Source organism: Micromonospora sp. NPDC002296 (assembly GCF_040296145.1).
GTDB lineage: Bacteria > Actinomycetota > Actinomycetes > Mycobacteriales > Micromonosporaceae > Micromonospora.
Genome location: NZ_JBEOWQ010000034.1, coordinates 15,272 through 36,968, shown reverse-complemented (window position 1 = coordinate 36,968; position 21,697 = coordinate 15,272). Strand labels below are relative to the sequence as shown.

Genomic DNA, 21,697 nt, shown 5'->3' with positions numbered 1-21,697 from the left:
ACGGGTGTGGCCCGGGCCGTGGCCGCACCGCCTCCGTCGGTGGTCGGGGTGTCCCCTGCCAGCGGAGTGGTCGCTCAGGTGGCGCCGGCGGGGATGGGCAGGGCCTCCAGCCGGAACCGGCCGGTCAGGTCCGGCAGGAGGCCGTGCAGCGAGTCCACGGTGCCCTGTCGGTCGCCGCCCGCGTCGTGCAGCAGTACGACCGCGCCAGGCTGCACTTCCGCCGAGACCACGGCGGCGATCCTCGCCGCCCCCGGCGCCCTCCAGTCCGACGGGTCGACGGTCCAGTGCAGCGGGATCATGCCGATCTCCTCGGCCGCCGACACCACCGGGTAGGTCCACGCGCCGCCGGGCTGACGGAAGTAGCCGATCGGGGCGCCGGGCACGGCGTCCCGGATCGCCGCGTTGGTGCGCAGCAGGTCGGCGCGGATCACGTCCGGCGACCGCTTGCCGAGCAGCACGTCGTGCTGCCAGGAGTGGTTGCAGAGGGTGTGCCCGTCGGCCACGATCGCCTGGATCAGGTCGGGGTGGTTCCGGGCGTTCTCGCCGACCACGCAGAAGGTGGCCTTGACGTCGTAGTCCCGCAACAGGGCCAGGACCTGCGGGGTGTACCGCGGGTCGGGCCCGTCGTCGAAGGTGAGCGCCACCCCCGCCGAGCCCGTGCCGACCCGGGCGCCGAACAGGCCGTCGCCCGCTGTCTCCGACGGTTGCCCCGTGGCGTCGTCCTGGCCGCGCACGGTGGGACCGGCGGTGGGACTGGCAGTGGGCCGGGCGGCGGGGGCGGCGGTCGGGCCGGCCCCCGGCGGCTGGTCGGCGTACGGCGGGTCGTCCGCGTGCGCCGAGACTCCCGTGGGCTGTGGCCTCGGCTCGGGGGCCATGCTCTGCCCGAGCGCGTACGCGGAGCCGAGCAGCGCGGCCACCACGACCGCGGCGAGCCCGACGAAGCGCCCGCCCGCTGCGGGGGCCATCAGCCGACACCGCCGCCCGGGCACCGGGACCGGCCCCTTTTCGCCCCCGTGGTCATCGCACGCACCGTCGCCCCTTCCGCCGTCAACCCGACAGTCAGAATAAGACCGATGAGTAGTGCAAAAAGGGCAAATCGGGAACAGTGTGGCCGACGGGGGATAGCCCCGGCCGGACCCGCGAGGGCCCCGACCCGGCCGATCGTGACTCAGACCGGGAGCGTGACTCAGACCGGGATCGGGGCGTGCTCGGACTCGGGCAGCGACCGCGACGGCGGTACGACGAACTTGTAGCCGACCTGGCGGACCGTGCCGATCATCGACTCGTACTCCGAGCCGAGCTTGGCCCGCAGCCGCCGCACGTGCACGTCCACCGTCCGGGTGCCGCCGAAGTAGTCGTAGCCCCAGACCTCGCGCAGGAGCTGGTCCCGGGTGAACACCCGGCCCGGGTGCTGGGCCAGGAACTTCAGCAGCTCGAACTCCTTGTACGTCAGGTCGAGCGGCCGGCCCTTGAGCTTCGCGGCGTAGGTGTCCGGGTCGATGGTCAGTTCGCCCGCCCGGATCGAGCCGCCGGCCCCGGCGGTGGCGTTGCTCAGTCGACCGACCGCCAGTCGCAGCCGGGCCTCGACCTCGGCCGGCCCGGCGCCGGCCAGGATGACGTCGTCGACGCCCCAGTCGGCGTTCAGCGCGATCAGCCCGGCCTCGGTGACCACCGCGACCATCGGCACGCCGAGCCCGGTGGCGTGCAGCATCCGGCAGGTGGCCCGGGCCTCGCTCAGCTCCGACCGGGCGTCCACCAGCACGGCGTCCGGGCTGGGCCCGGCGACGAGGGTGCGGACGTCGCGCGGCGCGGTACGCACCGAGTGCGGCAGCAGGTCGAGCGCCGGCAGCACCATCGATGGTTCGCCTGCGCGTGCGGTCACCAACAGCAGGATCTCCACACGATCACCTCCGTCCCGGCGGCCTACGGCCGCGCGCGACCAGCGTCACTCCCGGTCAGGGGTAGCGCTGAGAACTTGCGTGGGTCCCGGCGTCGCTGACGGGCGGGTATCGGCTCTGAGCGTAACTGATCGCCCTGCCTGCGCTTTCGTGTCGTTTCCTCTTTGTCTGGCTTGCCCGCGATCGTGCCGCAGGTTTTAACGTTGCCGAAACCGTGGCCACCGGAGTGGGACCCGGGTCTGGCACGATCGGGACGTGTATCCCCCGACCTCCTCCGAGGCCGGCCGGGACCCGTGGGTCGACGACGACGTCCCACCAGGGCCGGCCGGTCGTGCGCACCCACCGGTCCCGCGCACCGGCCCGGACGTCGACGCCGACGGTCCCCCGGCCCGGCGGGGTCGCCCCCGCCGGCTGCGCCGCGGCGGCGACCCGGGCTGGCGGCCCGACGACGAGGTCGACGACGACGTCGACGAGGAGGAGTTCGAGCCGGTCGAGGTGCGCCGGCCGCTCTCGCTCACCGTCGCCGGGTTCGCCGCGCTGCTCGGCGTCGGCCTGGTGCTCGGCGCGCAGACCGCCGGGCCCGGGCACCGGTTGCCGTTCGCGTTCATCATCTTCGGCGTGCAGCTGATCTTCGTCCTGGCCTGGACGATGGCGATGCGCCCGCCCGCGCTGCTGCTGGTCGCCCTGGTCAGCGCGGTGGTGGCCGCCGCCGCCGACACCGCAGCCGTGCAGTCCGACATCGCCGGACTCGCCCCGCTCGGGTACCTGGCCGCCGGCGGTTTCCTGCTCGGCGTGCTCGGGCAGCTCGTCCGCCGGGTCGACCGGGTCCGGGTCACCGACTCGCTCGGCACCACCCTGCTGATCGTGGTCGGCGTGGTCGCCTTCGCCACCCTCATCGTGCTCAGCCGGATCCCGGCCGGCACCCAGGCGATCACCGTCTGCCTCACCGCCACCGGCGTCGCACTGACCGTCGCCCGGCTCACCGACGCGGTGCTGCCCTGGCCCCGGCTCGCGCCGCAGGTGCCCCGGGGAGCGGCGGGCGTGGTGGCCGGCGCGATGGCCGGCACCCTGGCCAGCGCCGTGCTGGGCAGCTACCTGGTCAGCTTCACCCCGACCAGCGGCGCGGTGATCGGGCTGGTCGCCGCCGCCACCGCCGTGCTGGCCGACCTCGCCGTCGGGTACGCCGAGGCGGGCCGGCTGATGGCCGGCGAGCCGCCGACGATGTGGGCCGCCCGGCACATGCAGGGCCCGCTCGGCGGCTTCGCCCTGTCCGCCCCGGCGGCGTACGCGATGTGCGTGTTGTTCCTGTGAGCGACCGGCCGGCGGCGCCCGCCCGCCGGCCGGGCTCGGCCAACGGTTGAGGGCTTCCCCTCCCGGGTACTGTGCGGTGCGCCGCAGGGCGGCAGCAGCCGTAGGGCGGCAGAAACCGGACCGTCGACGTCCCACGGGCGCCGGCCAGGACAGAAGGAGGCGGGCGTGGCGGAGGCCTACCCGGCGTACGAGGAGCGCCCCCGGCGACGTGGGCGCAAGGTGCTCATCACGCTCCTGGTCCTGCTGGTGATCCTGGCCGGGCTGCTGGTGGCCGCCGACCGGATCGCCGCCGGGGTCGCCGAGCGGGCCATCGCCGACCAGGTCACCAAGGAGATCGCCAAGCAGGACGCGCAGTCCTCGGCGCCCGAGGTCGAGGTCGGCGGCTTCCCCTTCCTCACCCAGGTGCTCGACGGCAGGTACGAACGGATCACCATCAAGCTGCGCGACGTGCAGGGCGCGGTGCGGGGTGACGCGGTCAGCCTGCCGACGCTGGACGTCGACGCCCGTAACGTGCGGGCCTCCCTGGACACCCTGCGCACCCAGCAGGGCGACGTGGTCGCCGAGACCGTCGACGGCACCGGCACCATCACGTACGACAGCCTGGCCAAGCTCCTCGACCGGCCCGGCCTGACCCTCGGTGAGCGGGACGGCCAACTCGCCGTCACCGCCCCGGTCGACATTCTCGGGCAGAAGCTGACCGTCACCGGCACCGCCAAGGTGACCGTCGGCAAGGAGGGGCAGGTGTCGTTGAGCTTCGCCGACCTCGACGCCGAGGGGTTGCCGAACATCCCGCTGGCCCGCACCCTGCTCAACAACTACGCCAAGGGCATCTCGATCGACGTGCCCCTGCCCGAGCTGCCGTTCCAGCTCGTCGTGCGCGAGGTCAAGCCGTTGCCCGGAGGGCTCGCGGTGACCGCCGCCGCGAAGGACGTCCCGATCAACTCGGCCGGCTGAACCGCCCGAGTCCCGGCCGGGGCGGTGTCGCCGGCCGGGACGGTCGTCCCGGATGCTGGTCGGGCCGGTGGCACTCCCCGGGACGGCTGGTAGCCTCCCTGTTCATGGGGATGCACCTCACCAAACGGCGCGCGATCGACCTGTGTCGCGTGGCCACCTGCCTGTGTCGCCCCGTCATCTGACGGCGGGGCTGTCCTCGGCCGCCTGACGGCGGCCACCGGCCACAGGGTCTGCGTACCCTCCGGTTCTCCCCCTCTTCGCCCGGCAGCGGCGCCGTCGCACGAACCCGTGATCCCGTCCTTCCCACTGGGTCCCGCGCGTGGTGCGACAGTCACCTATCTCGATCCCGCGCAGGCTCACCATCCATCCTCACCAGGGAGTGATCTGATGAGTCGCGACACCGCACTCGTCTCGGCCGAATGGGCCGAGAAGAACATCGACGCCCCGGGCGTCGTCTTCGTCGAGGTCGACGAGGACACCTCGGCCTACGACACCGGCCACATCGCCGGCGCGATCAAGCTGGACTGGAGGACCGACCTCCAGGACCAGGTCCGCCGGGACTTCCTCAACAAGAGCCAGTTCGAGGCGCTGCTCTCCGCGCGCGGCATCGGCAACGACGACACCGTCGTCCTGTACGGCGGCAACAACAACTGGTTCGCCGCGTACGCGTACTGGTACTTCAAGTTCTACGGCCACGGCGACGTCAAGCTGCTCGACGGCGGTCGCAAGAAGTGGGAGCTGGACGCCCGCCCGCTGGTCACCGACGCGGTGACCCGGCCGAAGACCGAGTACGTCGCGCAGGAGCCGGACAACAAGATCCGCGCCTTCCGTGACGAGGTCGTCGACGCGATCGGCACCAAGAACCTGGTCGACGTGCGCAGCCCCGACGAGTTCGCCGGCCGGCTGCTCGCCCCCGCCCACCTGCCACAGGAGCAGGCCCAGCGGGCCGGGCACATCCCCACCGCGATCAGCGTGCCGTGGTCCAAGGCCGCCAACGAGGACGGCACGTTCAAGTCCGACGACGAGCTGCGCAAGATCTACGCCGCGGCCGGGCTGGACGACGGCAAGGAGACCATCGCCTACTGCCGGATCGGCGAGCGCTCCTCGCACAGCTGGTTCGTGCTCCAGGAGCTGCTCGGCCACCCCAACGTGAAGAACTACGACGGTTCCTGGACCGAGTACGGCTCGCTGATCGGCGTGCCGGTCGTGCTCGGCGACGAGCCCGGGGAGGCCTGAGCCATGACCGCTCCCACCGCTGCCGGGTGCGCCGCGCCCGACCAGGCCGCCCCGCTGCCGGCCGGCCTGGACCTGGAGAAGGAAACCGTCATCACCGGCGTCGTCCGGTCCGAGGCCGGCGATGTCGTCGCGGGCGCGTACGTCCGGCTGCTCGACTCGACCGGTGAGTTCACCGCCGAGGTGGTCACCTCCCCGGCCGGCCAGTTCCGCTTCTTCGCCGCGCCCGGCACCTGGACGCTGCGGGCGCTCTCCCGGCACGGCAACGGCGACGCCGCCGTCACCGCCGCCCGCGGAATCAACGAGGTCGCCGTAACGGTCGCCTGAGTGTGTGTCGATAAGGCCCCCTGCTGTCGCTTCGCGCGCGGCAGGGGGCCTTATCGACACCTGAGGTTGTGGGTGCAGCCGTCCGAATGGCCGGGTCGCAGCAGGCAGCGCCGCCGGTGTGGCAGCCGCCGGTCGCAGAACACCTGATGCTGCCCGGTGAGGTCGCCCTCGGCGGAGACGGTGGTCTCGCCGATCTGCACCTGCGGCAGGAACCCCAACGAGCGGGTCAGCGCGCGAGCCAGGACGTGCGCGGCGGCCAGGTCGGCCGCCAGCACCGTCAGGTGTACGACGAACCGCTCGGCCTCGCTCACCGGTACGCCCGTGGGGCGACCGGGTGCGGCCGTGGGGCGAACCGGGACTGCCAGTCCCGCAACGTCTGCTTGATGCGGGCGTTCTCGTTTCGGGTGCGGTCCAGCTCGGCGGTCAGCGCGGCGGCGGGGGAGTGAGCGCTGCCCGTTGCCACGCGAGGAGGCTCGACAGCCAACTTATTCGCACCTCCCGCATGAGTCAACGGTGACGCACGGTGTTTCTGTCGTCGTTTGTCGAGCGCGCAGGCCTCGTGATCAAATCGGAGTTGCCACGCGAGGAGCGCCATGCCTGCTATGCCCGATTACCTCAGGATTTCTACCGGAATTATGGAAGCTGTGCGGTCTGGCAATTTGAAGCCCGGCGACAAGCTTCCGTCCATCGCCCAACTGTGTGAGCAGCACAAGGTGGGCCCATCCACCATCCAGCAGGTGTTCATCCGGCTGGAGGCCCTGGAGGTAATAGACCGACACCAGGGCAAGGGAGTGTTCGTCACCGATCCCGATACCTGGATGCGGAAGCCTTAGCCTGCCACGCTCGGCGCTGCCGGCTTGAGGTCAGGCGGTTGCGCCTGGCTGGATGGGCGTTGTCCGTGTGCGGCCCGCCCCGACAGGGCAGTGAGCGCTGTTCATTGCCACACGAGGAGTGCCATGCCGGCGACTCCGAACTACATCCGGATCTCCGACGAGATGGTCGCCGACGTCAGGTTTTCAGAAAATCATCAAGGTTCTCGATGCCTTGCTGATCTGTCCAAGGTGAGCCGTGCCCGCCCCGCCCCCGCCCCATGCGCTTCCTCATGGGCCGGCCCTTGATCGTCTGCTGGTCACCGGCGCGACACGCCGGGCAGGGTGCCGGTACGCGACAGACGATCTCCGTGGCTGGCCGTCGGGCGCCGCTGGCGTCGGCAGCATCCGCGGGCGGGATCGGCAGGAGTGGGGCGGTGACCAGCGCGGCGCGGCGGGGCGGGGCTCCCGTGGGGCGGGACCGGCGGCGGGACGGGGCGACCGGTTGCGCGGTGACCGCTGCACCGGGGGGATCCGCGGGCGATGTGTCGGCATTGCGCTTAGAAGCCTCGAAAGACACCGTCCGGCCCTGCCGACCGCGCGAACTCAAGGAAGTCCATGTTCGCGATCGACAGGTTGTTTTCGATCGCCTGGACCTGCCGTGGCAGTGCCCTGAACGGACCTGTCTCGTCCCCTTCGTTCAGATTGACCACGAGCAGGGGACGCTCCGGCAGCGAGACGGTGACGGTGTCGACGACGAACACGATCGGGTGCCTGTACTGACGCGGGTAGGCGCGAGGATAGCCGGCTGCGATTGCCGTCTCGCTGAGGCCAATCAGCGCTCGGTCTTCGACGAACTCGACACCGGCCACGAAGCCCTCTTCCGTGGGGCTGCCGATCTCGTCCTTGAGCTGCTCCCACACACCGTCGTCGCGGAAGTCCGCACGTATGACCGGAACGCACCACGTCTCTGGCAGATCAGCCACGGACAAATCGTAGAGAGACCGGACGTCCTCCGCGTGACAGGGGACGCATTGTTCTCGGCACGTCCGGATGCGGGCACCGGCGATCGGCTACCTTCCGTGACGGAGCGCTACGCGGCAGATCCGGATACCCGATCGAGTTGACGGGCCAGTACGAGACGGGGGAGGAAGCAGGAGAGGTAGCCATACCACCGTGCGTCACTATCGGCGATGAACGCTAGTCCATCCGGAGGCGGCAGATCCGCGCACCCGAACTTGGACTGGCCGCGTGACTCCATCCCCGGGAGATGGCGGTCTCTCCACCACATGGTGATCCACGATGCCGCGGAGTCCGCTACACGCAGCGTGACGGCGCGGCGAGACGCTGGCGCGAGTCGTATGCGGCTTCCGCCCGGCTTGCCAGCCGACGCTTGGACCTCGGCTCGCCTCGACCCAAGCTATGAACAGGACCTAAGAGTTTCCCTCGCGCCATGGTTAGCACTAGCGCAAATAGGTTTGCTGTGGAAACCTATTTGCATGACCACTGATTCGGTACCCGCCAGCGGCGATCCACGCCAGCTGCTGTCGGAGGCGCGCCGCCTTGCCCGCCGGGTGCGGGTCGACCAGCGGGTGACCTGGTTCGCGCTGCTGGTGCTGGCCGCGGCGACGTTCTTGGGGATCCCGTTCGACTGGTATTTCCTCGTCCTCCACTGCATGGGCGACGGCACCGTGTGCCAGTTCTCGCGTCAAGGCGTGCTGTACTACTGGCCGCCGGCGCTGCTGTTGGCGTACGCGGCGATCGCCGTCTGCTACGTGCGCGTCGCCCGGGCGCGGGGGCTGGGCGCCCGGGTGCTGCCCTACGCGATCACCGGCGTCACGCTGACGGTCCTGTTCACCGCCGCGTGGGTGGCAGCGCGCCTGTACTTCCCGACCCACCCGCACCAGTTCCCGTACTGGGTACTCGTGTTGGACCGGCTGATCGCACCGTGGGGCACGATCGGGGTGGCGCTGCTGGTGCTGGCCCGGCTGGAGCGCAACCTCGGGCTGCTGGTGTTCACCCTCGGATACCTGGCGGTGGCGCTGGTGCCGATCGACCTCGGCTGGCACTGGCAGGGCCAGGACAGCACAGCGTTCCTGCCGCAGCAGATCATCAACGGCACCGTACTGCTGCTGGGCGCGATCGGCTTCCGGCTGGCCCACCGGCGGCGCCGATGACCGCCGAGACCGGGGCCCCGGACCCGCACGAGCCATCCGCCCACCCGGTCACCGGCCTGGACGAGGTAGTGCACCAGCGGGTGCGGCTTGGGATTCTCACCATCGCGCACGAGGCGCGCCGGGTGGAGTTCGGCTACCTGCGCACCCAGCTGGACCTCACCGCCGGGAACCTCTCCAAGCATCTGAGCGTGCTGGAGGCGGCCGGCCTGATCGAGGTCGAGAAGGGCTACGCCGGGCGGCGCGGCCGTACCTGGATCACGCTCAGCGCTGCCGGCAGCACCGCGCTCGCCGAGGAGATCGGGCGGCTGAAGCTGCTCATCGCGCGGGTCGAGACCACCGACACCCTGGAGGACCGATGATCATCGCACTGACCCGTCGACGCCTGCTCGCAGCCGCGCTCGCAACCGGGGTCGCCGTGCCGGTCGGCGGCGCCTGATCGGCATCTACGAAGCCATCCTCATCTCGGCAGAAGCGGATGGCCGATCCGGGTCCGGGCGATCCCTCAGGAGGGATCCGTTCCTCACGCCAACCGCTGCGCATCGGCTCGGGCCGGTCGTCCCTCAGGGGTGACCGGCCCGAGCCGTGACCGTTGCGGCGCCCGCCCGCCTTCACGGGTACCCGGCCAGGACGTGAGTCCCCCTCGGCGGGGTCCGGACCCCGCCGTACGAGGGTGAAGAGAGCCGGCCGCGCGCGGGCCTCGCCGCTCCCGGTGTGAAGTCGACCCGGCCGGATGCGCGGCTAGACTTCAGGTTGGCAGTTCAACCGTGCACTGCTGTGGCGGGCGCGGCCTCGGGAGGGTGTTCCAGCACCCTCTCGGGGGTCCGTCCGACTCCGACGGCGCCTACTCGCAGAAGACCCGCACTTTGGCATCGGGCTGGTCCACCTCCACGGTCATCTCGTCGAGGTGCTCCACGAGCGCCTCAAGCTGTTCGGGCTTGAGCTGCGTCAGGTCGAACGGCACGCCCGACTTGTTCAGTTCGGTGTTGGCCTGGCCCAGCGCCTGCGGCGGGATCAGGGCCGCCAGCCGTACGCCGGCCCGCAGCAGTTGCAGCGGCACCCGCACGTTGACCCGTCCCGGCTCGCCGTTCTCGACGGTGTCCACCAACACCCGCAGGTACTTCGCCCTGCCCTTCGGCCGGGCGTCGAGGCTCGACGCCGCCTCCGGCTGGTCCCGTTCGAGCGCGGCGATGAGCTGCTCCGCCTCCTCTGCGGTGATCTTGCCCTCGGCCAGCATGTCGAGGATGTCCTTGCGCTGTTCGTTCATCGGGACCTCTCCTATCGGATGGTTACGAGCACAGCCGAACGGCCCTGCTCGATGTCGACCCGGGTGCCGGGCAACGCGGAGATGACGCGCCAACCGGTGCCGAGTGCGCGCACCACACTGATGCGGTACACGAGGCAGGCCACGGCCGCCACCAGCACGACTAGGACCACGACCGGCGAGAACACGAGCACTACGGGAAGCACCGGGACCCAGATCCGGATGGGACGACCGTCCGGGCGTTTGACCCGTACGGTCAGCAACTGCGGCATCACCTGCGGCCCTCCAGTTCGGACAGCGCCTGCTGCGTGGTGATCTCGCCGCGGCGCAACCGGTCGATGACGTCGGCCCGCGACGGCGCCGGATCGGTCTCGACGAAGTCGAGCATCTGCATGATCCGGTTCAGTCGTGACTTGATCGTCGGGTAGCTCACCCCGAAGATCCGCTCCATCTCCTTGATGGACCCGTGACACCGCACGAACGCCGTGACGAAGACCTGATCCTCGACGTTGAGCTGAGCCAGTTGCGGTAGCTCGAACTCGCCCTCGATCGCGACGCCGTTGCCTGCCAGGCGCACCCGCTCGACGACGAACGGCTGGCCCCGGGTCAGGTTTGTGAGTTCCTGCCAGTCCATCGCCTGCTCTGTCATATCTAAATTTGTACCCGGCTTAACTTCAACTTTCAATAAGTTGATCTTAATTTTCTTAAGCGATCGCTTCGGCGGTCGCCTGCACCGGCGGGTGGAGCCGGCGCGCCGGACGGGGTGGCGACACCGCGTGACACGATGGCCCGGTGAGTGGTGCTGCGCAGGCGGGATACGCCCCGCCGACCGGTCCCCGAGAGCCAACGCCCGCCCGCCGTCGGTCCCACTGGCTGCTTGCCGCGACCGTGGCCTGGGCGGTGCTGCTGGGCGTACTGACCTGGGTGTCGGTCCGCGACGACGGGCCGACCGTCCGCGAGCAGCGCACCCTGGCCCAGGCCGGGCCGGTGGTCGACCGCGCGGTGGGCGAGCTGGTCGCGGCGGCTGCCGGGGACCGGGCCGTCGCGCTCGTACCGGACCGGATCGAGCAGGGCTGTACGGTGACGCCCCTGCTCGACGGCGCGACGCTGGCGCGCGCGGTGGAGGTCGTCGCGCCCGGCGCGGACCCGCGCGCCGTGCTCACCGAGATCGCCGACCGGCTACCGGCCGCCTGGCGGGCCGGCGTCCGGGTGACCGGCGACGGCCCCCGGTTACGTGCCGACGCGGGGGAGTTCGTGCTGGTGGAGGGGCGCCCGGCCGGTGACGGCCGGGTCCGGCTGAGCGTCCGCACCGGGTGCCGCCCGGTGGGCGACGGCTACCGCGCGCCCGCCGCCCAGGGCGGCCCGGAGGTGGCCGCCCTCGCCGCCGCCCTGCGGGCACTCGGCACCCCGGCCGCGCCGGCTCCCGTGCTGGTCGCCGCGCCGTGTCCCGGCGGTGGGGGGCCGGCCCGCACCGCCCGCGTCACCCTCGACCCCGCCCCGGCCGAACCGGCCCGCGCGCTCGCCCCGGTCGCCGCCGGCACCGTCCTGTTCGACGCCACCGAGGGGTACGCCTACCGACAGGGCCCGGTCACCGTGGCCCTCGCCGGCACCGAGCTCACCGCCAGCACCGGCTGCGGGGGCTGACCCACCTGGCGGCGGGTCAGGGGACCGGCCGTCAGTAGACGAGCGCCTGCGCCCCTTCGGCCATCGCCTCCTCGACGAAGACCGCCGCCCCGGCGATCCGTACGCCGGGCAGCACGTCGTCCGGGCCGATGTCCCGGCGGGCCGCGCACTGGGTGCAGGCCGTCACCTTGCCGGTGGTCATGATCACGTGCAGCAGCTCGGCCAGCGGCGCGGAGTGCGGCAGCTCGAACTCCTGCGCCCGTCCGGGCAGCGCGAACCAGGTGGACTCCCCGGTCAGCCAGAGTGAGACGTCCACGCCCGAGGCGGCGGCGGTGGCGGCGACGGTGAAGGCCTGTGCGCACCGCTCCGGGGCGTCGGCCCCGGCGGTGACCTTGACGACGAGAGTGCGGGCCATGGCGCCAGCATAGGATGGCCCGGATGGTTACCGAGATCGGGTTCGTCAGCCTGCTGGTCGCCGGCCTGGGCGCACTCGCCGGCGGCCTGGTCTACCTTGCCGTACGCATGTCGAGAGGACGTTGGTGAGCGCGACGTTGGTGAGCGCGAGGAGTGGGCCGGGTTTGCGAGCCCCGCAGTCGCGAACGGAGACGAACCTGTGAGCGGCGAGAATGCCCTACAGCCTCCGTGGCTGAACGCACCCCCGGTCGACCCGTACCCGTACGAGGAGAGCCACGACCTGCGGGTGGGCCCGAAGCTGCACCCGACGCTGGACGGGCTGCTGCCCTACATCGGGGTGTGGCGGGGCCGGGGTCGGGGCGGGTACCCGACGATCGAGGACTTCGACTACGCCCAGGAGATCCGGATCAGCCACGACGGCCGGCCGTTCCTGTCCTACGAGTCGCGGGCCTGGATCCTCGACGAGGAGAGCCGGCCGGTGCGCCCCGCCGGCCGTGAGGTGGGCTGGTGGCGTCCGGTGCTCGACGGCGACGGCCGGGCCACCGACGAGCTGGAGGCCCTGATGTCCGTGCCGACTGGCGTGATGGAGCTGCACATCGGCAAGCGCAAGGGCACCCAGTTGGAGTTCGTCACCGACGCCGTGGTCCGCACCTCCACCGCCAAGGAGGTCACGGCCGGGCACCGACTCTTCGGCATCGTCGAGGGCGCCCTGCTGTACGCCCAGGACATGGCCGCCGTCGGCCACCCCCTGACCCCCCACCTCTCCGCCCGCCTCCTCCGCACAGCCGGCTGACCCCACCCCACCATCAAGAGGTTGCGTCACGTCGGGCCGCCCCGTGACGCAAACCTCTTGATCAAAGGGAGCGGGAGCGGGGTCGGGGGTGGGGGCGAACTATAGTCGGACGGTGTCCGAATCCTCCCTTGCGGAAGTGCTCCGCGCTCGTGGGCTGCGGCTGACGGCGCAGCGGCAGTTGATCCTCCAGGCGGTGCTGGACCTCGGGCACGCCACACCGGAGCAGGTGCACGGTGCGGTCCGTGAGGTCGCCGCCGGTGTCAACATCACCACCATCTACCGGACGTTGGAGCTGCTGGAACGTCTAGGCCTGGTGACTCACACCCACCTGTCGCACGGCTCGCCCACCTACCACGCGGCCGGTGAACACCAGCACGTCCACCTGGTCTGCCGGGAGTGCGGCGCGATCGACGAGATCGACCGGGAACTGCTCCGGCCGCTCGCCGACCGGCTGGCCGGCGAGCGCGGGTTCCGGGTGGACATCGGGCACGTGGCGCTCTTCGGCGTCTGCGGTCGTTGCGAGGACGGGGAGCGGAAATGATCGACATCGCGGGCGCGGTCGCGGCTGAGGCCATCGACGAACAGACGCGGGACCAGCCGGAGCCGGCGCACCGGACGGCCGGGGTGCGGGGGGTCGCCGCCCACTACGGCGACCCGATGCGGGAGCAGCGCACCCTCGACACCGCCGTGGGCCTGGTCGACCGGTCGCACCGGGGGATCGTCGCCGTGCCCGGCGAGGAGCGGATCGGCTGGCTGCACACCCTCACCACCCAGCACCTGGCGACGCTGAAGGCCGGCGAGGGCACGGAACTGCTGGTGCTCTCCCCGCACGGCCACGTCGAGCAGCACGCGATGGTCGCCGAGGACGGCGAGACCACCTGGCTGGACACCGAGCCGGGCGCCACGGGCGGTCTGCTGACGTACCTGGAGCGGATGCGGTTCTTCAGCAAGGTCGAGCCGCGTGACGCCACCGCCGAGCACGCCCTGCTCTCGCTGGTCGGCCCGGAGGCGACCGGCGCGCTCAGCACGCTGGGCGTGACCGGGCTGGCGGAGCCCGACGCCGTCGGGGTGCCGGGTCCGAAGTTCCGCTCCGGCGAGATGCCGTCCCGGCCCACCGTCCGGTACGCCGTCGCGCCGCTGCCGATCGGAGGGTGGGCCCGCCGGGGCCCGCTCGGCGTGGACCTGCTGGTGCCCCGGGTGGCCATGGACCAGGTGGTCGCCGAGCTGCGCGGTGCCGGGGTGCCGGTGGTCGGGCTGTGGGCGTACGAGGCGATCCGGGTGGCCGCCCGGCGGGCCCGGGTCGGGGTGGACACCGACCACCGGACCATCCCGGCCGAGGTGGACCTGATCGCCCCGGCCGTGCACCTGGACAAGGGCTGCTACCGAGGCCAGGAGACCGTCGCCCGGGTGCACAACCTGGGACGACCGCCGCGTCGGCTCGTACTGCTGCACCTGGACGGGGTGACCACCGACCTGCTGCCGGCCGCCGGCGCCCCGGTGACCCTGGACGGCCGGGCGGTCGGTTTCGTCGGCACCGCCGTGCACCACCACGAGCTGGGCCAGGTCGCCCTGGCGGTGGTCAAGCGCAACGTCGGGGACGACGCCAGCCTCCTGGTCGGCGAGACGGCCGCCGCGATCGACCCTTCCTGAATCGGCGTTCAGTCCGACGGTCGACCTGCCCGGGCGGGCCGTCTAGGATCGCCGGCATGACGACAGGGACGTTGATCACGGTTGCCCCCACCGGCGCGGAGTCGGCGAAGGCGGAGGTCCCGGCGCTGCCGGTGACCCTCGACGAGCTGCTGCTGACCGCCAAGGAGTGCGAGGCGCTCGGTGCCGCCGTGATCCACGTCCACATCCGCGACGACGACGCGCGGCCCACCCTCGACCAGGGGCGGCTGCGGGAGACGGTGACCGCGCTGCGGGAGAGCACCGACCTGGTCGTGCAGCTCTCCTCCGGTGGGGCGGTGACCGACCCCGAGGCCGACCGGCTGGCCGTGCTGGACGCCGGCCCGGACATGGCCTCCTGCACCATGGGCACGCTCAACTTCGGCGACGACGTCTTCCTCAACCGCTGGGAGTTCATCGTCGACCTGCACACCCGGATGCAGGAGCGCGGCATCGTCCCGGAGTACGAGATCTTCGACCTCGGCCACCTGACCGCCCTGCAACGCCTGCTCGGCAAGTACGGCCTGCCGCACGGCGGGCACGTGCACGTCGACCTCGTGATGGGGGTGCCGGGCGGGATGCCGGGCAGCACGCAGTCGCTGGTCGCCGCCCACCAGGCGCTGCGCGACCTGCCGGACGGGACCACGTTCTCGGCCACCGGCATCGGCCGCAGCAGCATCCCGGTGATGCTGGCCTCGCTGTCGGCCGGCGGGCACCTGCGGGTGGGGATGGAGGACACCACCACGTACGCCAAGGGGCAGCCCGTCGAGTCGAACATGCAGCTCGTGGCGCGGGCGGTCGGCTTCGCCCAGCTCGCCCAGCGCCCGCCGCTGACCACAACGGAGGCCCGCGACCTGCTCGGCATCCGCCGGTAAGTCCCGCTTCGGCCCGCGCCCCTGTCGTCGGGCGGGCAACCGGCCTGCTCACCCTCGTTCCGGCCGCCGCCGCCCCGTCGGTACCGTCCACGTTGTGAGAATGACGTACGAGGGCGGCGCGCCGCTCGCCGAGGTGGTCCGCTCGGGATTCGTGGAGGGGCTGCACCGCGGCTCGGTGGCGGTGCTCGACGCGGCCGGCGAGCCGGTGGCCGGCACCGGGGACGTCACCTCCCCGATCTTCCCCCGCTCGGCGAGCAAGCCGATGCAGGCGATCGGCATGCTCCGCGCCGGGCTGCCGCTGAGCGACCCGGCCGACGTGGCGCTGGTGTCGGCCAGCCACGCGGGGGAGGAGTTCCACGTGGCCCGGGTGGGCGAGCTGCTGGCCGCCGCCGGGCTGGACGAGTCCGCCCTCGGCTGCCCGCCCGACCTGCCGATGGGCGAGCTGGCCCGGGAGGCCGTGCTGCGGGCCGGCGGCGGGCCCACCCGGGCCCGGATGAACTGCTCCGGCAAGCACACCGGCATGGTGCTCACCTGTCTGGCCGCCGGCTGGCCCCGGGAGGGCTACTGGCGTCCGGAGCACCCGTTGCAGCAGCGGCTGCGGGAGACCGTCGAGGAGTTCACCGGGGAACGGGCGGCGGCCGTCGGGGTGGACGGCTGCGGGGCCCCGGTGCTCGCCGGCTCGCTGACCGGGCTGGCCCGGGCGTTCCTGCGGCTGGTCACCGCCGAGCCCGGCTCGGCGGCGCGGACGGTCGCGGACGCCATGCGGGCGTACCCGGAGGTCGTGGGTGGCACCTGGGCGGACGACAGCCGGCTGATGCGCGGCCTGCCCGGCGTGCTCGTCAAGATCGGCGCGGAGGGGGTGGTCGCCGCCGCGCTGCCCGGCGTCGGCGCTGTCGCCGTGAAGATCGACGACGGGGCGGCGCGGGCCCGGATGCCGGTCCTGGTCTCCGCGCTGCGCCGGCTGGGCGTCAGGGCGCCGGTCCTCGACGAGTACGCCGAGCTGCCGCTGCTCGGCGGTGGCCTCCCGGTCGGGGCGGTCCGCCCGCTCTGGTGATCGGGCGGGCGCCCCCGCCGGGCGGCTCCTCCAGGGGGTCAGTTCTCAGCTGAGAAAGTCGAGCAGGGCGGGGTTGACGGCGTCCGGGCGCTCCAGGGGGAGCAGGTGGCCGGCGTCGGGGACGTCCGGCAGCCGGACCGCGCCAGGGACCTCGGCGGCGATCCGGTCGGCGAGCCGGCGGATGTCCGGCACGTCGGCCGCCCCGGCGGCCACCAGCACCGGTACGCGCAGCTCGCCCAGCCGCTTGATCGCGGGCGGGTCGAGTTCGGCCACGTCCACGGCGCTCAACGCCAGCTCGGCGGCGAGCGCCCCACGGTCCATCTCCTCGGCGAACCGGATCAGCGCCGGGTCGACGTCCTCTGGGCGGCGGCCCGGGCCGACCACCCAGAACCGCACCTCGCCGGCCGCGCCGGCCGCCAAGTCCTCGGCGTCGGTCTCGCCGACGAGGTCGTCCCAGAGGTCGTTGGTCTCCTCGGACCACTCGTTGCCGCCGACCGCCGTGCCGAGGAGCGCGAGCGCGCGGATCCGCCCCGGGTGCGCCAGGGCGGTGTCGACCGCCACCGCTCCGCCGAACGAGCAGCCCACCAGCGCGGCCCGGGGCAGGCCCAGCGCGTCCAGGAGCCCGACGACGTCGTCGTGGTGGGCGAACGGGTCGGAAGGCAACTCGGAGTCGCCGTAGCCGCGCAGGTCCACGGTGATCACCCGGTGCCGGGCGGCCAGGGCGGGCACCTGCTCCCGCCACATCCGCCGGTCGGCGATGCCGGCGTGCAGCAGCACGACGGGGGTCCCGCTGCCGGTGTCGTCGTACGCGAGGTGTGCGCCGTTGATCTCGATCTTCGTCACGACGGGAAGGTACGGACCGGACAGAGGGCGCGCAAACCAGTTCTGAGACCTCGCTAACTCTGGCTAGCATTCTGCTTGCAGGAGCTAGCAGTGCCGGTTAGCGTGGGGCCATGGCCAGCTCCAAGGACCTACCCGACGTCGGCGGGTTCATCCGTGACCTGCGACGCAACGCGAAGATCTCGTTGCGGCAGCTCGCCGAGCAGGCGGGCGTCAGCAACCCGTACCTCAGCCAGATCGAGCGCGGCCTGCGCAGGCCCAGCGCGGAGGTGCTCCAGCAGCTCGCCAGCGCGCTGCGGGTCTCCACCCCCGCGATGTACCTGCGCGCCGGCCTGCTCGACGACAAAGAGGGGCAGGGCGTGCTCGCCGCCATCGCGGTCGATCCCGACCTGACCATGGCGCAGAAGCAGTCCCTCACCCAGATCTACGAGACGTTCCGCCGGGAGAACGCCCGGCTCGCCGAGGCGACGGCCCACGCCGACGCCCCGGCGACGGCCGGCGCGCCGCAGGCCCCCGCCACGGCAACCCCGGCCGCGACCGGGCCCACCACGCCGGAGGGCACCCCGACCGAGGCGGTCCTGGAGTCGGTCGCCGTCACCGAGGCGGGCTCGGCGCCGGCCCCGCGCAGCAACAGCCCAGCGAGGAAGGCCGCCCCGCAGGCGGCCGACAAGACCGCCGCCGCGGTCGACGAGGACAAGACCGCTGCCGCGGTCGAGGAGGAGAAGTCATGACCCAGCCGAAGACCAACCGCATCCCGGCCCCGCTCTACGCCGCCGCCGGTGCCGGTGACCTGGCGATCGAGCAGCTGCGCAAGCTGCCGACGGCCGTCACCGACCTGGGCGGCAAGGTCGTCGCCGGACTTGGCGGCAAGGCCGTCGTGACCGGCTTCGAGCTGCGCCAGAGGGCCACCGAGACGCTGCGCACCGCCAACCAGACCGCCACCGAGCTGAGCGGGAAGGGCGTCCAGGCCGAGCTGAACCGCCTGCGCGAGGCGGCCGACGTCAACCGGCTGCGCGAGGCCGCCGACCTCGACCGGATCCGCGAGCTGGCCACCCGCAACGCCGCCGTCGTCGTCGCCGGTGCGCAGGCCGCCCAGATGCGCGCCCTGGCCGCGTACGGTGAGCTGGTCGCCCGCGGCGAGCGGGTGGTCGGCGCCGGGGTGCTGGACGCCGCCGACGCGGTCAACGCCGACATCGAGGCGACCGAGGCGGAACTGACCGCGACCCCGGCGGCCACCCCGACGGTGACCGAGACCCCGGTGGCGGCGAAGACCGACATCCCGACCCCGGCCGACGTGGCCGAGGTCGTGGAGGCCAAGCCGGCCGCCGCGAAGGCCCCGCGTACCCGGGCCACCAAGGCGACCGCGGCCAAGGCGACCGGCAAGACGGCCCCGGAGGCCACCACCGACACCCCGTCGGCCAAGCTGCCGAAGACCGCCCGGCGCACCGGCCCGGCCGCCGAGTAGCCAACCCGCCGACCCGTGCGGCGACGACCCCGGATGCGTCCTGACGGACGGATCCGGGGTCGTCGGCATAAGCTTGCCGGCATGGCCAACGCCGCGCCGATCTTCGCCTTCGAGGTCCAGTACTGGATCACCATGCTGTTGCTGGTGTTCGCCCTCGTCATCGAGGGGGTGGCACTGGTGCACGCAATCACCCAGCGCGGCGAGGGCTTCGCCGCGATCGGCACCCTGCCCAAGGGCGGGTGGATCGCCATCCTCGCGGTCTGCCTGGTGCTCACCCTGCTGACCGGGCGCGTGTTCAACATCTTCGGGCTGGTCGGCATCGCCGCCGCCCTGATCTACCTGCTCGACGTCCGGGCCGGGCTGCGCGACCTGCACGGCGGCCGGGGGTCGTCCTGGTGAGAGGGTTCCGCTGGCCCCCGCCCCCGGACGGTGGGCCACGGACCTGGGGCCCGGGCCCCGGAGCCCCACGCACCGGCCGGCCCGCCCTGCCCGAACCGGAGACCGAGCTGGTCACCACCCCGCACGGGGTCCGGCTCGAACAGCTCGTCACCGGCGTCGGCGTCCCGGCCACCGTGTTCGCCCACGGGCTGGGCAACGGCATCGCCACCACCCGTCCGTTCGGCAGCGGGGTCACCGGCCGCAAGGTCTTCTTCCAGTTCCGGGGGCACGGCCGCTCCGACGCGCCGCCCGGCCCGTGGAGCTACCTGGACCTCGCCCGTGACCTGCGGGCCGTCGCCGACCTCGGTGGGGCCACCCGGGCGTTCGGGGCCAGCCTCGGCGCGGGCGCGCTCTGCCGGCTGCTGGCCGAGAGCCCGGAGCGCTTCGAGCGGCTGGTCTTCTTCCTCCCGGCCGCGCTCGACCGGCCGCGGGGCCAGGTCGCCCGGGACCGGATCACCGACCTGGTCGCCGCGGTCGAGAGCGGCGACGCCTCGGCCGTCGCCGACGTCGTCGCGGTGGAGTTGCCGCCCGCCGTGCGCAACACCCCGGCCGGGTGGGCGTACCTGCGGCAGCGGTTGGACCAGCTCCTGCGCGACGGCCTCGCGGCGGGCCTGGCCGGGCTGCCCGACCAGGCGCCGCTCGACGACCGGGCGGCGCTGGCGGCGGTGGACGCCCCCGCCCTGGTGCTCGCCTGCACGGGCGACGACCTGCATCCGGTCGAGGTCGCCGAGCAGCTCGCCGCCGCCCTGCCCCGGGCCACCCTGCACGTGTACGACCGCCCGGGCGTGCTCTGGTCGGAACGCGCCGACCTGCGGGAACGGATCTCCACGTTCCTCAACGAGTGACCTGCTGTCAGCCGGTCAGCTCCGGCGGCAGGTGGGCGGCCCGCACGTCGAGCAGCCACCGCTCGACCGTGGCCTCGTCGGGCCGGTCCGGCAGCGGGGTACGCACCGTGTCGAAGTCCCGTTCCGCCTCGGCGAGCAGGGCCCGCGCCTCGTCCAGCTCGCCGCCGGCCACCCGCTCGCCGAACGCCCGGAACCGCTCCGGGTCGGCCAGCCGGATCTCCAGGACGCCGGTGGCGTACAGCAGTCGGCCCTGGTGCACCAGCCGGGCCAGGTGCCGGGCGTGCTTGGCCGTCCGCCGCCGGGTGTCGGCCGAGAACGTCCCGTCGCCTCGCGAGGCCAGCTTGCGGAACTGCTGGGTGGCGTACCCGAGGTAGGCGTCGCGGACCCGGGGCGCGCTCAGGAACGCCGAGCGGATGGCGACCAGCCGGTCGCCCAGCTCCGTGTGGGTCTCGTAACAGTCGTCGGGCAGCCACATCAGCTCGGTGGCGGTCGGGTTGCCGGCCAGCGCGAGCCGGGCGTACTTGCCGGCCTCGTGCAGGGTGACGTCCGGGCCGGTGGTGACCATCGACTCGCGGGGCGGGCGCAGCCCGTGGAAGGCGACCGTCGGCGCGGCGTACACCCCGATCCGGTCGACGTCGGACCCGGGCCCGGCCAGCCCGTACGCGACCGAGCCGACGATGCCGGAGAGCAGCAGGTGCATGCCGTCGAGCATGACGCAGGCCACCCGTGCGCAAAACCGGACTTCGGCTGTCAGGTATTGCTGTCAGGGTCGACCGCATGACGACGAAACCCTTGTCAGGGAAGATCGCGCTCGTCGCCGGGGCGACGCGGGGTGCCGGCCGGCAGATCGCGGTACAGCTCGGCGCTGCCGGGGCAACGGTGTACGCGACCGGCCGCAGCAGCCGGGCCGGGCGTTCGGAGCTGGACCGGCCGGAGACCATCGAGGAGACCGCGGAGCTGGTCACCGCCGTCGGCGGCACCGGCATCGCGGTCCGGGTCGACCACCTCGTCCCCGACCAGGTCCGTGACCTGGTGGCCCGGATCGACGCGGAGCAGGGCCGACTCGACGTGCTGGTCAACGACATTTGGGGCGCCGATCACCTGGTCACCTGGGAGAAGCCGGTCTGGGAGCAGCCCCTGGAGCCCGGCTTCCGCACCCTGCGGCTGGCGGTCGACACCCACATCGTCACCAGCCACTTCGCGCTGCCGCTGCTGATTCGCCGCCCCGGCGGGCTGGTGGTGGAGATCGGCGACGGGACCCGGGAGTACAACGACGCCCACTACCGGCTGTCGGTCTTCTACGACCTGGCCAAGACCTGCGTGAACCGGCTCGCCTTCACCCAGGCGCACGAGCTGGAGCCGCACGGCGGCACCGCAGTCGCGCTCACCCCGGGCTGGATCCGCTCCGAGTTCATGCTGGAGCACTTCGGGGTGACCGAGGAGAACTGGCGCGACGGCGCGGCGAAGGACCCGCACTTCCTCATCTCGGAGACCCCGGCGTACGTCGGGCGGGCGGTGGCCGCGCTGGCCGCCGACTCCGACCGGGCCCGCTGGAACGGTAAGTCCGTCTCCAGCGGCGAGCTGGCCCGGGTATACGGCTTCACCGACCTCGACGGCAGCCAACCGGACGGCTTCCGCTACATCAGCGAGGTGGTGGACGGCGGCAAGCCGAGCGACGTCGCCGACTACCGCTGACCGTCCCGACCCCGCCGCCG

31 protein-coding genes are annotated in these 21,697 nt (G+C 72.6%); 20 read left to right on the top strand and 11 right to left on the bottom strand.

The annotated features are described in order from the left end of the window. Positions 1 to 74: 74 nt before the first annotated feature. Positions 75 to 965 (bottom strand): polysaccharide deacetylase family protein, encoded by an 891-nt coding sequence (locus ABT023_RS22465; protein WP_350888347.1) that lies wholly within the window; start codon positions 963 to 965, stop codon positions 75 to 77. A gap of 221 nt (positions 966 to 1,186) precedes the next feature. Then, positions 1,187 to 1,855, bottom strand: coding sequence for a winged helix-turn-helix transcriptional regulator (locus tag ABT023_RS22460; RefSeq protein WP_502890740.1), 669 nt, complete (start codon positions 1,853 to 1,855; stop codon positions 1,187 to 1,189). A gap of 298 nt (positions 1,856 to 2,153) precedes the next feature. On the opposite strand from ABT023_RS22460, the gene ABT023_RS22455 reads away from it, so the two are divergent. From ABT023_RS22455 to ABT023_RS22435, 5 genes are all read left to right on the top strand, one after another. Further along, the gene (locus ABT023_RS22455) at positions 2,154 to 3,209 is read left to right on the top strand and encodes a hypothetical protein (protein ID WP_350888345.1); all 1,056 of its coding nucleotides are present in this window, start codon (positions 2,154 to 2,156) and stop codon (positions 3,207 to 3,209) included. A gap of 165 nt (positions 3,210 to 3,374) precedes the next feature. After that, on the top strand, positions 3,375 to 4,163 hold the full coding sequence (locus tag ABT023_RS22450) for an LmeA family phospholipid-binding protein (RefSeq protein ID WP_350888344.1): 789 nt from the start codon (positions 3,375 to 3,377) through the stop codon (positions 4,161 to 4,163). A gap of 104 nt (positions 4,164 to 4,267) precedes the next feature. Continuing rightward, complete coding sequence (locus tag ABT023_RS22445; protein WP_350888370.1) at positions 4,268 to 4,345, top strand: Ms5788A family Cys-rich leader peptide; 78 nt, start codon at positions 4,268 to 4,270, stop codon at positions 4,343 to 4,345. Positions 4,346 to 4,550: 205 nt separating this feature from the next. After that, a complete protein-coding gene (locus ABT023_RS22440) occupies positions 4,551 to 5,399 on the top strand; it encodes a sulfurtransferase (RefSeq protein ID WP_350888343.1) in 849 nt (282 codons plus the stop codon). Between the two features lie 3 nt (positions 5,400 to 5,402). Continuing rightward, positions 5,403 to 5,723: a DUF1416 domain-containing protein gene (locus tag ABT023_RS22435; RefSeq protein WP_350888342.1), complete on the top strand. Its 321-nt coding sequence runs from the start codon at positions 5,403 to 5,405 to the stop codon at positions 5,721 to 5,723. A gap of 50 nt (positions 5,724 to 5,773) precedes the next feature. Here ABT023_RS22435 and ABT023_RS22430 read toward each other — a convergent pair whose 3' ends face one another. Continuing rightward, complete coding sequence (locus ABT023_RS22430) at positions 5,774 to 6,034, bottom strand: hypothetical protein (RefSeq protein WP_350888341.1); 261 nt, start codon at positions 6,032 to 6,034, stop codon at positions 5,774 to 5,776. After that, positions 6,031 to 6,186 carry a hypothetical protein gene (locus tag ABT023_RS22425; protein WP_502890739.1) on the bottom strand — a complete coding sequence of 52 codons (156 nt, stop codon included), beginning with the start codon at positions 6,184 to 6,186 and terminating at the stop codon, positions 6,031 to 6,033. The genes ABT023_RS22430 and ABT023_RS22425 overlap by 4 nt, the downstream gene beginning before the upstream one ends. A 130-nt stretch (positions 6,187 to 6,316) precedes the next feature. On the opposite strand from ABT023_RS22425, the gene ABT023_RS22420 reads away from it, so the two are divergent. Next, entirely contained in the window at positions 6,317 to 6,556 is a 240-nt protein-coding gene (locus tag ABT023_RS22420; RefSeq protein WP_350888340.1) for a winged helix-turn-helix domain-containing protein, read from the top strand. Positions 6,557 to 7,092: 536 nt separating this feature from the next. Here ABT023_RS22420 and ABT023_RS22415 read toward each other — a convergent pair. Further along, on the bottom strand, positions 7,093 to 7,518 hold the full coding sequence (locus ABT023_RS22415; protein WP_350888339.1) for a DUF6924 domain-containing protein: 426 nt from the start codon (positions 7,516 to 7,518) through the stop codon (positions 7,093 to 7,095). 513 nt (positions 7,519 to 8,031) lie between these two features. On the opposite strand from ABT023_RS22415, the gene ABT023_RS22410 reads away from it, so the two are divergent. Together ABT023_RS22410 and ABT023_RS22405 are read left to right on the top strand one after the other, a co-directional pair. Further along, the gene (locus tag ABT023_RS22410; RefSeq protein ID WP_350888338.1) at positions 8,032 to 8,709 is read left to right on the top strand and encodes a hypothetical protein; all 678 of its coding nucleotides are present in this window, start codon (positions 8,032 to 8,034) and stop codon (positions 8,707 to 8,709) included. Further along, positions 8,706 to 9,068 (top strand): transcriptional regulator, encoded by a 363-nt coding sequence (locus ABT023_RS22405; protein ID WP_350888337.1) that lies wholly within the window; start codon positions 8,706 to 8,708, stop codon positions 9,066 to 9,068. Before ABT023_RS22410 ends, ABT023_RS22405 begins: the two co-directional genes overlap by 4 nt. A gap of 482 nt (positions 9,069 to 9,550) precedes the next feature. Here the strand turns inward: ABT023_RS22405 and ABT023_RS22400 are convergent, their stop codons facing one another. The 3 genes from ABT023_RS22400 to ABT023_RS22390 are packed head-to-tail and all read right to left on the bottom strand — an operon-like array spanning position 9,551 to position 10,619. Then, on the bottom strand, positions 9,551 to 9,973 hold the full coding sequence (locus tag ABT023_RS22400) for an SHOCT-like domain-containing protein (protein ID WP_350888336.1): 423 nt from the start codon (positions 9,971 to 9,973) through the stop codon (positions 9,551 to 9,553). Positions 9,974 to 9,984: 11 nt separating this feature from the next. Then, the gene (locus ABT023_RS22395; RefSeq protein WP_350888335.1) at positions 9,985 to 10,242 is read right to left on the bottom strand and encodes a hypothetical protein; all 258 of its coding nucleotides are present in this window, start codon (positions 10,240 to 10,242) and stop codon (positions 9,985 to 9,987) included. After that, on the bottom strand, positions 10,242 to 10,619 hold the full coding sequence (locus tag ABT023_RS22390; protein ID WP_350888334.1) for a DUF2089 domain-containing protein: 378 nt from the start codon (positions 10,617 to 10,619) through the stop codon (positions 10,242 to 10,244). The genes ABT023_RS22395 and ABT023_RS22390 overlap by 1 nt, the downstream gene beginning before the upstream one ends. 143 nt (positions 10,620 to 10,762) lie before the next feature. Here ABT023_RS22390 and ABT023_RS22385 point away from each other — a divergent pair, with 143 nt between their 5' ends. Next, positions 10,763 to 11,614: a hypothetical protein gene (locus ABT023_RS22385; RefSeq protein ID WP_350888333.1), complete on the top strand. Its 852-nt coding sequence runs from the start codon at positions 10,763 to 10,765 to the stop codon at positions 11,612 to 11,614. 31 nt (positions 11,615 to 11,645) lie between these two features. On the opposite strand, the gene ABT023_RS22380 is transcribed toward ABT023_RS22385, so the two are convergent. Next, positions 11,646 to 12,008, bottom strand: a complete 363-nt coding sequence (locus ABT023_RS22380; protein ID WP_350888332.1) for a DsrE family protein — start codon at positions 12,006 to 12,008, stop codon at positions 11,646 to 11,648. A gap of 23 nt (positions 12,009 to 12,031) precedes the next feature. On the opposite strand from ABT023_RS22380, the gene mtfM reads away from it, so the two are divergent. From mtfM to ABT023_RS22350, 6 genes are all read left to right on the top strand, one after another. Next, a complete protein-coding gene (mtfM, locus tag ABT023_RS22375) occupies positions 12,032 to 12,136 on the top strand; it encodes a small membrane protein MtfM (protein WP_036376929.1) in 105 nt (34 codons plus the stop codon). 70 nt (positions 12,137 to 12,206) lie between these two features. Then, positions 12,207 to 12,800: a heme-binding beta-barrel domain-containing protein gene (locus tag ABT023_RS22370; RefSeq protein ID WP_350888331.1), complete on the top strand. Its 594-nt coding sequence runs from the start codon at positions 12,207 to 12,209 to the stop codon at positions 12,798 to 12,800. Between the two features lie 112 nt (positions 12,801 to 12,912). After that, positions 12,913 to 13,341, top strand: coding sequence for a Fur family transcriptional regulator (locus ABT023_RS22365; RefSeq protein WP_350888330.1), 429 nt, complete (start codon positions 12,913 to 12,915; stop codon positions 13,339 to 13,341). Further along, entirely contained in the window at positions 13,338 to 14,450 is a 1,113-nt protein-coding gene (gene ygfZ / locus ABT023_RS22360) for a CAF17-like 4Fe-4S cluster assembly/insertion protein YgfZ (RefSeq protein WP_350888329.1), read from the top strand. Before ABT023_RS22365 ends, ygfZ begins: the two co-directional genes overlap by 4 nt. Before the next feature lie 56 nt (positions 14,451 to 14,506). Beyond that, complete coding sequence (locus ABT023_RS22355; protein WP_350888328.1) at positions 14,507 to 15,340, top strand: beta-keto acid cleavage family enzyme; 834 nt, start codon at positions 14,507 to 14,509, stop codon at positions 15,338 to 15,340. 100 nt (positions 15,341 to 15,440) lie between these two features. After that, positions 15,441 to 16,394: an asparaginase gene (locus ABT023_RS22350; RefSeq protein ID WP_350888369.1), complete on the top strand. Its 954-nt coding sequence runs from the start codon at positions 15,441 to 15,443 to the stop codon at positions 16,392 to 16,394. A 45-nt stretch (positions 16,395 to 16,439) separates the two neighbouring features. Here ABT023_RS22350 and ABT023_RS22345 read toward each other — a convergent pair whose 3' ends face one another. Next, positions 16,440 to 17,237 (bottom strand): alpha/beta fold hydrolase, encoded by a 798-nt coding sequence (locus tag ABT023_RS22345; RefSeq protein WP_350888327.1) that lies wholly within the window; start codon positions 17,235 to 17,237, stop codon positions 16,440 to 16,442. A 110-nt stretch (positions 17,238 to 17,347) separates the two neighbouring features. On the opposite strand from ABT023_RS22345, the gene ABT023_RS22340 reads away from it, so the two are divergent. The 4 genes from ABT023_RS22340 to ABT023_RS22325 all read left to right on the top strand — a co-directional run bounded on the left by ABT023_RS22340 (position 17,348) and on the right by ABT023_RS22325 (position 19,982). Continuing rightward, complete coding sequence (locus ABT023_RS22340; protein WP_350888326.1) at positions 17,348 to 17,965, top strand: helix-turn-helix domain-containing protein; 618 nt, start codon at positions 17,348 to 17,350, stop codon at positions 17,963 to 17,965. Continuing rightward, positions 17,962 to 18,699 (top strand): hypothetical protein, encoded by a 738-nt coding sequence (locus ABT023_RS22335; protein ID WP_350888325.1) that lies wholly within the window; start codon positions 17,962 to 17,964, stop codon positions 18,697 to 18,699. Before ABT023_RS22340 ends, ABT023_RS22335 begins: the two co-directional genes overlap by 4 nt. An 81-nt stretch (positions 18,700 to 18,780) precedes the next feature. Further along, a complete protein-coding gene (locus tag ABT023_RS22330) occupies positions 18,781 to 19,098 on the top strand; it encodes a DUF2516 family protein (protein WP_350888324.1) in 318 nt (105 codons plus the stop codon). Continuing rightward, positions 19,095 to 19,982 (top strand): alpha/beta fold hydrolase, encoded by an 888-nt coding sequence (locus ABT023_RS22325; RefSeq protein ID WP_350888323.1) that lies wholly within the window; start codon positions 19,095 to 19,097, stop codon positions 19,980 to 19,982. Before ABT023_RS22330 ends, ABT023_RS22325 begins: the two co-directional genes overlap by 4 nt. 7 nt (positions 19,983 to 19,989) lie before the next feature. Here the strand turns inward: ABT023_RS22325 and ABT023_RS22320 are convergent, their stop codons facing one another. Continuing rightward, the gene (locus ABT023_RS22320) at positions 19,990 to 20,682 is read right to left on the bottom strand and encodes a nucleotidyltransferase domain-containing protein (RefSeq protein ID WP_350888368.1); all 693 of its coding nucleotides are present in this window, start codon (positions 20,680 to 20,682) and stop codon (positions 19,990 to 19,992) included. A 77-nt stretch (positions 20,683 to 20,759) separates the two neighbouring features. On the opposite strand from ABT023_RS22320, the gene ABT023_RS22315 reads away from it, so the two are divergent. After that, positions 20,760 to 21,677 (top strand): SDR family oxidoreductase, encoded by a 918-nt coding sequence (locus ABT023_RS22315; protein ID WP_350888322.1) that lies wholly within the window; start codon positions 20,760 to 20,762, stop codon positions 21,675 to 21,677. The last annotated feature ends 20 nt before the right edge of the window (positions 21,678 to 21,697 follow it).